The sequence below is a fragment of the Streptomyces sp. NPDC005485 genome (assembly GCF_040606085.1).
Lineage (GTDB): Bacteria > Actinomycetota > Actinomycetes > Streptomycetales > Streptomycetaceae > Streptomyces.
Map to the genome: position 1 here is coordinate 12,452 of NZ_JBEXDZ010000050.1, position 12,884 is coordinate 25,335.

10 protein-coding genes and 1 pseudogene are annotated in these 12,884 nt (G+C 71.6%); 4 read left to right on the forward strand and 7 right to left on the reverse strand.

The genetic code is table 11. The annotated features are described in order from the left end of the window. Window positions 1–73: 73 nt before the first annotated feature. Window positions 74–1,327, reverse strand: coding sequence for a cytochrome P450 (locus ABZS97_RS18755; protein ID WP_356139160.1), 1,254 nt, complete (start codon window positions 1,325–1,327; stop codon window positions 74–76). A 98-nt stretch (window positions 1,328–1,425) separates the two neighbouring features. Then, window positions 1,426–2,271: an alpha/beta hydrolase gene (locus ABZS97_RS18760; protein WP_356139162.1), complete on the reverse strand. Its 846-nt coding sequence runs from the start codon at window positions 2,269–2,271 to the stop codon at window positions 1,426–1,428. Between the two features lie 124 nt (window positions 2,272–2,395). Between ABZS97_RS18760 and ABZS97_RS18765 the strand changes: the two genes are divergently transcribed. From ABZS97_RS18765 to ABZS97_RS18775, 3 genes and pseudogenes are all read left to right on the forward strand, one after another. Beyond that, on the forward strand, window positions 2,396–2,890 hold the full coding sequence (locus ABZS97_RS18765) for a helix-turn-helix domain-containing protein (protein WP_356139164.1): 495 nt from the start codon (window positions 2,396–2,398) through the stop codon (window positions 2,888–2,890). A gap of 480 nt (window positions 2,891–3,370) precedes the next feature. Beyond that, window positions 3,371–4,513, forward strand: coding sequence for a transcription termination factor Rho (gene rho, locus ABZS97_RS18770; RefSeq protein ID WP_356139166.1), 1,143 nt, complete (start codon window positions 3,371–3,373; stop codon window positions 4,511–4,513). Window positions 4,514–4,637: 124 nt separating this feature from the next. Continuing rightward, window positions 4,638–5,558, forward strand: a pseudogene (locus ABZS97_RS18775) (D-alanyl-D-alanine carboxypeptidase); the annotation flags it as partial. An 11-nt stretch (window positions 5,559–5,569) separates the two neighbouring features. Here the strand turns inward: ABZS97_RS18775 and ABZS97_RS18780 are convergent. The 3 genes from ABZS97_RS18780 to ABZS97_RS18790 all read right to left on the reverse strand — a co-directional run bounded on the left by ABZS97_RS18780 (window position 5,570) and on the right by ABZS97_RS18790 (window position 9,527). Continuing rightward, window positions 5,570–7,009 (reverse strand): glycosyltransferase 87 family protein, encoded by a 1,440-nt coding sequence (locus tag ABZS97_RS18780; RefSeq protein ID WP_356139170.1) that lies wholly within the window; start codon window positions 7,007–7,009, stop codon window positions 5,570–5,572. A 38-nt stretch (window positions 7,010–7,047) separates the two neighbouring features. Further along, window positions 7,048–8,436, reverse strand: a complete 1,389-nt coding sequence (mptB, locus tag ABZS97_RS18785; protein WP_356139172.1) for a polyprenol phosphomannose-dependent alpha 1,6 mannosyltransferase MptB — start codon at window positions 8,434–8,436, stop codon at window positions 7,048–7,050. Window positions 8,437–8,537: 101 nt separating this feature from the next. Further along, window positions 8,538–9,527 (reverse strand): phosphotransferase, encoded by a 990-nt coding sequence (locus ABZS97_RS18790; RefSeq protein ID WP_356139176.1) that lies wholly within the window; start codon window positions 9,525–9,527, stop codon window positions 8,538–8,540. A gap of 156 nt (window positions 9,528–9,683) precedes the next feature. Between ABZS97_RS18790 and ABZS97_RS18795 the strand changes: the two genes are divergently transcribed. Further along, window positions 9,684–10,454: an alpha/beta hydrolase gene (locus ABZS97_RS18795; protein ID WP_356139178.1), complete on the forward strand. Its 771-nt coding sequence runs from the start codon at window positions 9,684–9,686 to the stop codon at window positions 10,452–10,454. Window positions 10,455–10,473: 19 nt separating this feature from the next. Here ABZS97_RS18795 and ABZS97_RS18800 read toward each other — a convergent pair whose 3' ends face one another. Next, window positions 10,474–11,406 carry a glutaminase gene (locus tag ABZS97_RS18800; protein ID WP_356139180.1) on the reverse strand — a complete coding sequence of 311 codons (933 nt, stop codon included), beginning with the start codon at window positions 11,404–11,406 and terminating at the stop codon, window positions 10,474–10,476. Between the two features lie 33 nt (window positions 11,407–11,439). After that, window positions 11,440–12,855: an aspartate ammonia-lyase gene (gene aspA / locus ABZS97_RS18805; protein WP_356139182.1), complete on the reverse strand. Its 1,416-nt coding sequence runs from the start codon at window positions 12,853–12,855 to the stop codon at window positions 11,440–11,442. Between the last annotated feature and the right edge of the window lie 29 nt (window positions 12,856–12,884).

Consider the following 12,884-nt stretch of genomic DNA (forward strand, 5'->3'; position numbering starts at 1 on the left):
ACGGGCCGGCGCCGAATCGACACATCCAGTGCGCCGGAAGTGAGATTCCCGCCTCCGGCGCGGCAGCCGCAGGTCAGGGCCCGGAAACTCCCGGCCGTACCGGCAGGGTCCGCACGCTGTTGCCCACGAAGCTGGAGTGGCGCGTCAGTTCCGCCTCGGGGACGGCGAGGTCGAGGTCGGGGAAGCGGGTGAACAGCCGTTCCAGGGCGATGGTGGTCTCCAGTCGGGCGAGCGGGGCGCCCAGGCAGTAGTGGGCGCCGTGCCCGAGGGAGAGGTGGCGGGCGGTGCCGGGACGGGCGGGCCGGGTCACGTCGAAGCGGTCGGCGTCCGGGCCGTGGGCGTCCTTGTCGCGCCCGGCGGCCGAGTAACCGGCCAGCACGGGTGTGCCCTTCGGGATCACCGTCCCGTCCAGGGTGAGGTCGCGCACCGGGTAGCGGAAGGGGAAGTAGCTGACGGGGGCGTCCCAGCGCAGCGTCTCCTCGACCACGTCCGACCAGTCGGCCCTGCCGTTGCGCACGCTCTCCAGCTGGTCGCGGTGGCCGCACAGCGCGCGGACGGCGTTGGTGATGAGGTTGAGGGTCGTCTCGTGCCCGGCGATGATCATCAGCACCAGGGTGCCGAGGAGTTCCTCCTGGCTGAGCCGGTCGCCCTCCTCGTCCCGGGCGGCGATCAGCGCGCTGGTGAGGTCGTCGCCCGGCCGCTCGGCCCGCGCGGCGGCCACCGAGGCGAGGACGGCGACCAGGTCACGGTTGGCGGCCACGGCCTGTTCGGGGCCGATGTCGGTGGCCACCACTTGGCTGGACAGATGGTGCAGCCGGTCGCGGAACTCGGCGTCGACGCCCAGCAGTTCACCGATGACACCCATCGGAAGCGGCAGCGCGAAGTTCCGGCGCAGGTCGGCGACCCCGTCGTTCCCGTCCGCCGCGCGCCAGAGGTCGTCGAGCAGCTGATCGGTCAACTCCTCGATCCACGGCCGCAGTCGCTCCACCCGGCGGGGCGTGAACGCCGTACTGACCAGGGATCTGAGCCGCCGGTGGTCCTCGTCGTCCGCGGTCGTCATCCCGCGTACGGTGGCGAAGGTCATCAACGGCCATCCGGCGGCTATGCGGCCCTCCCGCAGTGCGGTGAAGTGCTCGGCGCCCTTGGCGACTTCGGAGTGCGCGAGGAACTCCTTCAGCGTGTCGTGCCCGATCACCGCCATGCCTTCCACGCCTCCGGGCAGGGCCACGGGCGCGACACTTCCGCGCGCGAGCAGCCGCGCGTTGTCGGCGTGCGGGCAGCCTCCGGCGGGGTCCAGACGATGCGGTGTGCCGGGCGAGACGTCCACCGGTGTTCTCCAGTCTGCGGTCTGCGGCCTGTGGTGCCGAGTCGGGCGTACGCCTCAGGTCCTGGCGTCCTGGGTCGTACGTCGGTGATTCTGCCTGCTCACAGCGCTGCGCGCAGCAACTCGGCGAAGCCCTTGGGGTGGGTGAGGTTGCCGTTGTGCCCGCCGGGGAGGTGCAGCAGCTCAGTGCCGAGTCCGGCGGCCAGCTCCTCGGCGCACCGGTAGTCGAAGACGGTGCGCGGGGTGGTGCGTCCGGCCGCGGGCACGATGCGGACGGGGCTCGACGCGAGCGCCTTGATCTCCTGCGCGCTCAGCTCGGCCCGGGTCATGGTCGGCGCGTCATGCTTGATGAAGAAGGTGAAGTTGGGCTCGCGCGACGCGTCGAAGGGGGCGAGCCTGGCGCCGGGCTCAAGTTCCTGGCGGGCGGGGTCGATGCCGAGGATCTCGCCGATCTTCTTCACTCCGGCGATCCAGCCGTCCCGCTGGAAGATGGCACGCATCTCGTCCAACTCTTCCTGGGCGTGCAGCCGTTCGGCGTCGGGCAACAGTCCCGGGATGGCGGGCTCGTGCGCGACGAGTGTGCTCAGCTGTCCCGGGTGCCGCAGCGCGAGCCGCAGCCCGATGAGGGCGCCCATGCTGCATCCGGCCATCAGCGCGGGCTCGTCGGTGAGTTCGGCCAGCAGCCGGTGTACGTCGTCGACGTGGTCGTCGAGGGTCGCGCCCCGGGCCGGGTCGTCGAGAACGCTGCGGGAAAGGCCCCGGCGGTCGTACGTCACCACGGTGCAGGTGTCGACGAGGTGATCGACCATCGCGTCGCTGCGGTTGGCGTCCCCCTCGCCGCTCTGCGACACGAGCAGCAGGGGGCCGCAGCCGCGGACTTCATAGTGGAGGGTGGCGCCAGGGACGGCGAGGGTGGCGGTCCTGGCGGCGTTCGCGGCAGTGCTCATGGTGGTCCTCCGTTACAGGGTGGGTGCGGTGCGGGGCTTCGACGTCGAACGTACTCCATCAAAAATGATGCATCAAGAGTGATGCATCATTTTTGATGTATCGGACTCGATGTAATCTGCCGCCATGAACGGAGCTGAACTCTTCCTCCTCGGTCGGACCCTGATGAAGATCGGCGAGGAGGCCATCCCCACCGAGGGCGTCGGCCCGCGCTCCACGAGCACACGGTCCGTCCTGATCGTGATGCTCGACGTCTACGCCCACCCGGACACCACGGTCGGCGAGGTCGCCGGGCGCACCGGACTGCCTCAGAGTGCCGTCTCGGCCTGCGTGGCACGCCTCAGGGAGACGGGCTCCGTGCTGGCCGCAACCGACCCCACCGACCGCCGGCGCACCCTGATCCGGCAGTCCCCCGAGATCTCCGGGCGCCGGGCCGAGGTCGCGACCACCCCGATCGACGACGCGCTCGCCGCCGCCCTCGGCACCGACGACGAGGACACCGTCGCCGACACCGTCTCCTTGCTGGAGCAGCTGGCCGCCCGCCTCTCCCCCACCGTTCTCGACCGGCTGCGCGAGAGCCCGACCGGCGGGTCGCCACGTGGGCACACGACAGAGCCGTAGACCTTCGTCACCCGGCGCGCCCACAGCGTCCGCAGCCCTGCGTCAGGAGGAGGTCGGCGAACTGCTGCTGGGCCGCGAATACTTGGGCCGCGCATGAACGAAACTGGACGACGTCACCGACGCCCCGATCGGGGACGGGTCCGCTCATCCGCCGGCTGCGCACGAGCGACGAGCCCCTGAGGCGCACATCACCATTCCACCGGGCCCCCGCGTGGTACAGTGCCGCTAGCACTTGTGTACGCCCCGTCTCGGGCGCCGGTGCCAGTTCCACTTCTTCTCGCTGACACGCCCGTCGTATCCCGACCGGCCGTCCAGCTTCCTCGCACCACCTCGTGAGCACGGACTCGGGCAGTTCCCGTCGTTCGTCGCAGCCGAGGTGCTGTCCTTCGCCGCACGGGGGCGTGAGCACGCCGCCTCCCCCGGCCTTCCCCTCCTTCCCTCATGACCTCATGACTCCGTCCGTTGAAAGGACCGATCACCATGACCACCACACTCGAACACCCTCCCGTACAGCAGCAGCTCCCGGCCCAGGTCTCCGGTGTCCTCGACATCGCGCAGGGCGGGCAGGGGTATCTGCGGGCCGCCGACAGCTGCCTGCCCGCGCCGAACGACCTCCAGGTCTCCGCCGCGCTCATCCGCCGCCACGGCCTGCGCAAGGGCGACAGCGTCGAAGGCGTCCGCGGCGGGCCCCGCGCCCTGGCCGAGGTCGAGCGGATCAACGGCCGTACGCCCGAAGACCTGAAGCGCCGACCGCACTTCCGCGACCTCACCCCGCTGCACCCCCGCGACCGGCTGCGCCTGGAACACCCGGCGGGCGGAGTGTCCACCCGCCTCATCGACCTGGTCTCGCCGGTCGGCAAGGGGCAGCGCGGCCTCATCGTGGCCCCGCCCAAGACCGGCAAGACCGTGCTCCTCCAGCAGATCGCCGCCGCCGTGGCGGGCAACCACCCCGAATGCCATCTGATGGTGATGCTGCTCGACGAGCGGCCCGAGGAGGTCACCGACATGCGGCGCTCCGTGCGCGGCGAGGTCTTCGCCTCGACGTTCGACAAGACGCCCAAGCAGCACATCGCGCTCGCCGAGCTCGTCATCGAGCGCGCCAAGCGGCTCGTCGAGCAGGGTGAGGACGTCGTCATCCTGATGGACTCCCTCACCCGGCTGTGCCGGGCCCACAACAACGCGGCCGCCTCCGGTGGCCGCACCCTCAGCGGCGGCGTCGACGCGAGCGCGCTGCAAGGCCCCAAGCGGCTCTTCGGCGCCGCCCGCCTCGCCGAGGAGGGCGGCTCGCTGACCATCCTCGCCACCGCGCTGGTGGAGACCGGCTCCCGTGCCGACGACTTCTTCTTCGAGGAGCTCAAGAGCACCGGCAACATGGAGCTCCGCCTCGACCGCACCCTCGCCTCCCGGCGCCTCTATCCTGCCGTCGACATCACCCCCTCCGGCACCCGCCGCGAGGAACTCCTGCTGCCCACAGCCGAGTTGACCGCCATGCGCGGACTGCGGCGTGCCCTGCAGACACGGGACGGGCAGGCGAACCTCGAAACCCTCCTGGAGCGGATGCGCGCCACGCCGGACAACGCCACCTTCCTGCGCCAGGTCCATCCCACGCTGCCCGCCCCCTGACGGCCCGTCGGCCACGCCCCCGCACCCGGTCGGGCACCCCTCGCGTGCGGCATCCGGGTGCTGGAATCCCTTCACTCGGCCCTGGCAGCCCGGTGTACGCCGTGTCCGTTCCTACGTTGGCGGTATGACCATCGGATTCTCATTCCGCGTCGGCCTCCCTCGGGCCACCGCCTCCCGGGCCTCCTTCACCCGCGTCGCCGTCTCCTGCTCCGCCGTGTGCGTGGTCGGCGCGCTGGCCCTGGCGCCGAGTCCGGCCCTTGCCCGGGCCGCGACGGACCCGGGTGCACCGAGACCCACCGCCTCGCAGCCGCCCTCCCTCTACCGGTCGAACACACAGGTGCGGCCCCGGGCCGGCGCGCCCGAGGTGCCCGAGGTCTCCGCCTTGTCGTGGCTGGTGGCGGACGCCCGCACCGGTGCGGTGCTCGCGGCGCACGACGCGCACCGCAAGCTGCCGCCCGCGAGCACCTTGAAGACCCTGTTCGCGCTGACCGTGCTGCCTGGGCTGCCCGGCGGCCTGCGGCACACCGTCACCGAGCAGGAGCTGTCGGGGATCGGCGACGGCAGCAGCCTGGTGGGCGTCGCCGAGGGGCACTCCTACCGCGTGTCCGATCTGTGGCGCGGTGTCTTCCTCAACTCCGGCAACGACGCCGTGCACGTACTGGCCGCGATGAACGGTGGCTGGCACACCACGGCCGTACGGATGCAGGCCAAGGCCCGCACGCTGGGCGCCTTCGACACGCACGTCATCTCCCCGGACGGTTACGACACGCCGGGCCAGGTCTCCTCCGCGTACGACCTCGCGGTGTTCGGACGGGCGGGTCTCGCCAACGCGGACTTCGCGCGGTACTGCTCCACGGCCGAGGCGCAGTTTCCCGGCGGCGGCTCCTGGTCGTACGGCATCCAGAACACCAACCGGCTGCTGACCGGCGCCGACGGCGTGGAGCGCTACCCCGGGCTGATCGGCGTCAAGAACGGATACACCACCAACGCGGGCAACACGCTCGTCGCCGCCGCGCGGCGGGGCGGGCGCACCCTGGTCGTCACGGTGATGAACCCTCAGGCGGGCGGCGGGTTCACCGTGTACGAGGAGGCCCGCTCGCTGCTCGACTGGGGTTTCGGGGCGGCCGGACGGGTCGACCCGGTGGGGTCGCTCGTCAACTCGCGGGCCGTGCCCCGGTCGGGGCCGGCCGCGCTGCACGCGACACCGACGCCGACCCCGACCCCGGCCGCGGCCGCGTCGCTGTCCGCGGGTGACGGAGCCGGCTGGGCGGCGGCGGCCGGTATCGGGTGCGCGGCCGGTCTGGGCGCGGGCGGCGTGGCGCTGGCGCTGCGGCTCAGGGGCGGCCGGGGCACACGCGACTGACCGACGGGCAGTCGCAGCAGCAGCCCGAGGGTGATCCATGTGTACGTGTTGCTGCCGAGGAAGCCGTCGATTCCGGACGAGTCGTGGAACCACAGCCACACCACGCTGCTGCACAGCACCGCGTACAGGACGGCGGCGGTCCACGGCCGGTGCCGGTGCAGCAGCACGGCGAAGGACGGCAGCAGCCAGACCAGGTGGTGCACCCAGGTGATGGGGCTGACCAGGCAGGCGGCGAGTCCGGTGAGGGCGAAGGCGGCCATCCAGTCGTCGGCGGCCACCGCACGGTGCGCCCGCCACGCCCACACGCACAGCACCGCGAGGGCTGCCACCGCCCAGACGGCCCGGCTCGGCTCGTGCGGCTGCGCGAGCCGGGCCAGCACACCTTGGAGGGACTGGTTGGAGACATAGCCAAGACGGCCGATGCGGGTGGTGTCCCACACCGCGTCGGTCCAGTAGAAGCGCGAGGCGTCCGGCGCCGCCCACGCCGCAAGCGCGGTCGCGACGGCGGCGGTGGCCGTGGCCACTCCGGCGGCGCGCCGGCGCCGGGCGAGCAGCAACAGCCCGATGAAGAGCACGGGCGTGAGCTTCACCGCCGCGGCCAGACCGATGCCGACGCCCGCCCATCTGCCCCTGCCGGTGGACAACAGCCACGCGTCACCGAGCACGAGGGCCAGCAGCAGCAGGTTGACCTGCCCGAAGCTGAACGTGTCCCGAACGGGTTCGAACAGCGCCAGCAGACAGCCCGCCAGGCCGAACCCGAACCAGCCGTAGCGTCGCAGCGAGGGGCCGACCAGAATCCACACCACCGTGCCCGTCGCGACAAGGTTGAGCAGCAGGCAGACCACGATCGCCCCGTCCAGCGCCAGCACACTCATCGGCAGCATGCTGAGGGCGGCGAACGGCGGATACGTGAAGCCGTACGTCGTCCCCGGGACCCGGTAGTCGTAGATCCGGCCGCCGTGGCGGGCCCACGCGTCCACGGCGCCGTAGTAGACGCGCAGGTCGAACCAGTCACGCAGCAGGGGCACGGTCGCGGTGAACAGGGTGACAGCGGCGGCGAGGCCGAGCAGCAGGAGCAACCGGCCGCGATCCGTGCCCGTATGACCCGCGAGTGCGACGCGAGGTCCTCTCATACGACCTGCCCTGGCACCGATCTCCGTGAGCACTGCTCTCATACCGTCCGTCCCAACACCGGTGCCTGCGCCGCCTGTTGGGCCTGCCAGAGCACCACCGCGGCGAGCGCGCCCCCGGAGACCGCAAGTACGACCTGATCGACATCCGCCGAGCCGCCGCCCGGCACCACCGCCAGAGCCAGGACGCCGATCGCGGCGGCGACGCGCGGGCGGGTCGCCCGGCCGGGCGCGGCGGCGGCGATGAGGAACAGGCCCCACAGGGCGTACCAGGGCCGGATCGCGGGGCCCAGGGCGGCCAGGGCAGCGAGGCTCAGGCCCAGGGCGTGGACCGGGCCGGGTTTGAGGCGCAGCCAGATGAACAGCAGGAGCAGTGCGGTCGCCGTGAGACCGGCCGCCTGCCAAAGCGGCACGGCCAGTGGGGCGAGGCCGCTGCCCAGGTCGTGGAGCAGGGCGCCGGTGGCGCGACCGAGGACGCTGGTGGGTGCCCAGTTGTGCGGCGAGACCGGGGTTTTCAGGGCCGCTATCCAGCCGTAGCCGGTGCCTGCCACGGCAGTGGCCGCCGCCGTCGTGGCCAGGGCGACACCTGCCGTGATCAGGACGGTTCCGGCCAGGCCCCGGCGGCCGCGCAGCGCGACGACCGCGAGCAGCCCGAGCGCGGCGGGTGCCTTGACCAGCGCCGCCAGCGTGACGAGGACGACGCCGAGCACATGCAGGCGGCCGCGCGCGGCGACCAGTCCGATGCCGAGCAGGCCGAGCATGAGCGCGTCGTTGTGCGCCCCGGCCACCAGGTGCAGCAGCACAAGGGGGTTGAGCGCCCCCAGCCACAGTGCGGCGGCCGGGTCGGCGCCGCTGTGCCGGGCGAGGCGGGGCAGCGCCGCCGCCATCAGCGCCACACCGAGCAGGGCCACCAGGCGCATGCCGAGCAGCCCGGCCGGCACGTCGCCCCCGGTGAGACCGGACAGCGCGGAGGCGACGGCGAGGAAGACCGGACCGTACGGTGTCGCGGTCTGCCGCCACATCGGCGCCACCTCGTCGACGAGCGGTCCGCCGAGCTGCGCCGGCCCGTGTGCGTAGACGTCGAGGTGTGCGTCGGCCATGGCGCCCTGCGCGAGATAGCTGTACACGTCCCGGCTGAACAGCGGCGGCGCCAGCAGCAGTGGTGCCGTCCACACGGCGAGCACGGCCAACAGGGCGCGCACGGAGGGTGGTTCGGGGCCACGTACGACCTTGCCGAGAAGGACCCAGGCGGCGATCAGCAGGACGACGCCGAAGTACACGCCGACCACGCCGAGCGCGGCGCGCGCGGAGGCGGGCGCGAGCAGCTCCCGGGCCGGCAGGGCCCCGGCCGTCTCACCTCCCAGCGCGAGCACGGCTGTACCGACCAGGCCCAGGGCCTGGCAGCGGCGTAGATCGACGGGAAAAGCCATGGCCAACACTCGGGCAGCGTGTCAACGCCGGATGGCCGGAAGGCGACACACTCCCCTCGAGGTGACGGCCTGCGTGTGACCTCCGTGTGATCGGTGCTCGGTCAGCCCACGTCCTGTACCGCCGCGGTCAGCCGGGAGATCGCCGCCAGGTCCGGCAGGCGGCGCAGGCAGGCGACCACCTGGCTGCTCCCGAACTCGCGCTGCGCGGGCGTCACGGCCGGATCGACGGCGCACTCGGCCTGTACACGGATGTAGTTCAGGTCCGTGGCGAAGAGCATCGCGAAGGACTCCGGCCCCTTGATCACCGCACCGCCTCCGGCGCCGCGAAAGGCCCGCATCAGTCGCCGCGCGGACCCGGTGTCCGCGTCGCTGCCGCCCGACCATACGTAGAGGGCACGCGCGAGTTCGCGTTCCGCGGAGGTGGACCCGGCGTTGTCCCAGTCGAGGAGAACCGGTCCGTCCTTGCGGACGAGAACGTTCTGCGGCTGCAGGTCGAGATGCGACGTCACCAGGTCGCCGGGATCGGCCGGGGTCACCCACCGGGCCAGCTCCGCCGCGGACGTGGCGATGAACCGGCCCAGCTCGTCCGACCACGGCAGCCCGGCCCGCTGGACCTCCTCGTGGAGCTTCTTCCAGTCGGCGTCCTGAGGGCACTGCTCGTACCAGGCGTCCGGCGGCTCGCTCGCGCCCTCCCCCGCCGTGTGCAGGAGCGCCATGGCCCCGCCGAACCAGTCCAGGATCTCCGGATCGGACGCGTCCGCCTTGGTGCCGTCGATCCAGTCGTACAGCTTGACGAAGGAACCGTCGGACCCGTCCGAGGACGGGCCGAGCCGTGAGACATGTGCGCCCTGCCGGTTGGGGATGAGCCGCGGGGAGACGATGCCCAGGCTCTCCGCGGCCTGCCGGAGTGCGGCCTCCCGTTCGACCTGTTCCTCGTCGCAGCCGAAGAGCAGTTCCTTGACCGCCCATGAGGAGCCGTTTCCGGAGAGCTTCCAGATCTGGCCCAGGGCGCCGCGGGTGACGGACCGGATCGTCCACGGTCCGGCGCCCAGCGCGTAGGTCTTCGCGATTAAGTCGGCTGTGTCGTGCATACAGATGCCTCTCGGGTGCTGATGACCGGCGTTGACTATAGGCCCGGCAGTGATCCACGGGCGAGCGCCTTCGTCGCGGCGATGAGTTCCGCGACTGCGGCCGGTCTGCCGTGTATCCCCCTTCCACTGCCCCCTCCACTCCACAGAACGGACGTGATGACGATGGCGAACACCTCCGCCTACGCCAAGGTCAACGGCCTGGAGATGTACTACGAGATCCACGGCGCCGAGCACGACACCGGGCGCCCGCTCGTCCTGCTGCACGGCGGCGTACTCACCATCGACCTGTCCTTCGCGGCGGTGCTGCCCGCGCTTGCGACAGGAAGGCGTGTGGTGGCTCCGGAGCTTCAAGGCCACGGCCGCACCGCCGACACGGAGCGGGCGATGACCGTGCCGAATCTGGCTTCCGACGTGGTGGCGCTGCTCGACGAACTCGGCATCGGGCAGGCGGACTTCCTCGGCTTCAGCCTCGGCGGACTGACCGCCCTGGAGATCGCCGTACGGCACCCCGAGCGGGTGGGCAAGCTCGTGCTCGCCTCCACGCAGTACGCCCAGGACGGCTACCACGACGACGTCCGCACACCCGACTACACCTCGCCGAGGCTGCCGAGCGAGGCCGACTTCCAGGAGATGGCCGAGGCGTACGCGGCCGTCGCGCCCCATCCCGAGCACTTCCAGGACTTCCTCGGCAGGTGCACGGCCGCTGCGCACGCCCCGCTGCCCTGGAGCGCCGACGACCTGCGCGGGCTGGCGATGCCCACGCTGCTGGTCGTGGGGGACACCGACTTCGTGCGGGTCGAGCACGCCGCCGAGATGCAGGGCCTCATTCCTAACGCCCGGCTGGCGGTGCTGCCCGCGACCACGCACGTCGCCCTGATGCGGCGTACGGAGCTGCTCCTGCCGGCGGTGACCGAGTTCCTCGGCTGACCGCCGGGGTCGCGGGCGCTCAGAACACGGACAGTCCGGTCAGTGTGGTGAAGCGGTCCAGGGCGGCGACACCCGCCACCGAGTTGCCACGCTGGTCCAGGCCCGGGCTCCACACACACAGCGTGCAGCGGCCGGGGACGACCGCGATGATGCCGCCGCCGACGCCGCTCTTGCCGGGCAGGCCGACGCGGTAGGCGAAGTCGCCGGCCGCGTCGTACGTGCCGCAGGTGAGCATCACGGCGTTGACCTGCTTGGCCTGGCTGCGGGTGAGCAGCCGGGAGCCGTCGGCGCGGATGCCGTGCCGGGCCAGGAATCCGGTGGCCAGGGCGAGGTCGGCGCAGGACGCCTCGATGGAGCACTGGCGGAAGTACTGCTCCAGGAGGACCGGTACCGGGTTGTCGATGTTGCCGTAGGACGCCATGAAGTGGCCGAGCGCCGCGTTGCGGTCGCCGTGCGCGGCCTCGGAGGCGGCCACGCCCTTGTCGAAGGTGAGCGCGGAGTTGCCGCTCTCGGTGCGCAGGAACTCCAGCAGGGTGCCCGCCGCGTCGCCGGTCTGGGTCTGCAGCCGGTCGGTGACGACGAGGGCGCCCGCGTTGATGAACGGGTTGCGCGGGATGCCGTTCTCGTACTCCAGCTGGACCAGGGAGTTGAACGGGTTGCCGGAGGGCTCGCGGCCGACGTGCTCCCACAGCTCGTCGCTCTCGCGGGCCAGGTCGAGGGCGAGGGTGAACACCTTGGTGAGGGACTGGGTGGAGAACGGGTTGCGCCAGTCCCCCACGCCGTACACCGTGCCGTCGAGCTCGGCGACGGCCATGCCGAAGCTGCGCGGGTCGCGGGCGGCCAGCGCCGGGATGTAGTCGGCGGGCCGGCCGCGGCCGGGGGTCTGCGCGATCTCGGTGGCGATGCGCTCCAGGACCGGCTGGAAGGTCAGCGACGGAGACATGATCACCATTGTGCCGTCCCTCCGGTCCTGGTGCTCATCGGGTCAGATCGCCTGCGCGGTGCCGGTGCCGGCGAGCACCTCGGGCCGCAGCAGTGCCTCAAGCCGCTCTGCGGGCAACAGGCCCTTCTCCAGGACGAGTTCGGCGACGCCGCGTCCGGAGGCGAGGGCTTCCTTGGCGATGTCGGTGGCCGCCGTGTAGCCGATGTGCGGGTTGAGGGCGGTGACCAGGCCGATGGAGTTCTCCACCGCGGCGCGCAGTCCCTCCGTGTTGGCGGTGATGCCGTCCACGCAGCGCTCGGCGAGGGTGAGGCAGGCGGCGCGCAGATGGGTGATGCTCTCGGACAGGGAGTGCAGGATGATCGGCTCGAAGGCGTTGAGCTGGAGCTGTCCGGCCTCGGCGGCCATGGTGATGGTGACGTCGTTGCCGATCACCTCGAAGGCGACCTGGTTGACGACCTCGGGGATCACCGGGTTGACCTTGCCGGGCATGATGGACGAACCGGCCTGCACCGGCGGCAGGTTGATCTCGTTGAGGCCGGCCCGCGGCCCCGACGACAGCAGCCGCAGGTCGTTGCAGCTCTTGGAGAGCTTGACGGCGATCCGCTTCAGCACACCCGACATCTGCACGAACGCCCCGCAGTCCTGGGTCGCCTCGACCAGGTTCGCCGCCGTCACCAGCGGCAGTCCGGTGATGTCGGCGAGGTGGCGGCGCGCCGACTCGGCATAGCCGGCGGGGGCGTTGAGGCCGGTGCCGATCGCGGTGGCACCGAGGTTGATCTCGTGGATCAGCTCGACGGCCTCGGCGAGGCGGCTGCGGTCCTCGTCCAGCATGACCGCGAACGCCGAGAACTCCTGGCCGAGCGTCATCGGCACGGCGTCCTGGAGCTGGGTTCGCCCCATCTTCAGTACGTCACGGAACTCGACGGCCTTGCGGGCGAACGCGTCCTGGAGCACGGCCATCGCCTTGAGCAGGCCTCGTACGGCGAAGACCGTGGCGATCTTCACAGCGGTCGGGTAGACGTCGTTGGTGGACTGGCCGAGGTTGACGTCCTCGTTGGGATGCAGGTGCCGGTACTCGCCCTTGGCGTGCCCGAGCAGCTCCAGCGCCCGGTTGGCGATCACCTCGTTGGCGTTCATGTTGGTCGAGGTGCCGGCGCCGCCCTGGATGACGTCGACGACGAACTGGTCGTGCAGCTTGCCGTCGCGGATCTCCCGGCAGGCCTCGACGATCGCGGCGGCCTTCCTCGGTTCGAGCAGGCCGAGGTCCTCGTTGGCGCGCGCGGCGGCCTCCTTGACCGCGGCGATGGCGTCGATCAGGTGCGGGTAGGCGGAGATCGAGGTGCCCGTGATGGGGAAGTTCTCCGTGGCGCGCAGGGAGTGGATGCCCCAGTACGCCTCGGCGGGGACGTCGCGGTCGCCGAGCAGATCGTGCTCGCTGCGATGGGTTGCGGCGGTCATGTCGGTGCGGGTCTTCCTTCGGGAGGGGG

Excerpts from the sequence above, each read along its gene's own strand:
- ABZS97_RS18760 (WP_356139162.1), bottom strand. The coding sequence starts at position 2,271 with ATGAGCACTGCCGCGAACGCCGCCAGGACCGCCACCCTCGCCGTCCCT.
- ABZS97_RS18765 (WP_356139164.1), top strand. The coding sequence starts at position 2,396 with ATGAACGGAGCTGAACTCTTCCTCCTCGGTCGGACCCTGATGAAGATC.
- rho (WP_356139166.1), top strand. The coding sequence starts at position 3,371 with ATGACCACCACACTCGAACACCCTCCCGTACAGCAGCAGCTCCCGGCC.
- ABZS97_RS18780 (WP_356139170.1), bottom strand. The coding sequence starts at position 7,009 with ATGAGAGGACCTCGCGTCGCACTCGCGGGTCATACGGGCACGGATCGC.
- mptB (WP_356139172.1), bottom strand. The coding sequence starts at position 8,436 with ATGGCTTTTCCCGTCGATCTACGCCGCTGCCAGGCCCTGGGCCTGGTC.
- ABZS97_RS18790 (WP_356139176.1), bottom strand. The coding sequence starts at position 9,527 with ATGCACGACACAGCCGACTTAATCGCGAAGACCTACGCGCTGGGCGCC.
- ABZS97_RS18795 (WP_356139178.1), top strand. The coding sequence starts at position 9,684 with ATGACGATGGCGAACACCTCCGCCTACGCCAAGGTCAACGGCCTGGAG.
- ABZS97_RS18800 (WP_356139180.1), bottom strand. The coding sequence starts at position 11,406 with ATGGTGATCATGTCTCCGTCGCTGACCTTCCAGCCGGTCCTGGAGCGC.
- aspA (WP_356139182.1), bottom strand. The coding sequence starts at position 12,855 with ATGACCGCCGCAACCCATCGCAGCGAGCACGATCTGCTCGGCGACCGC.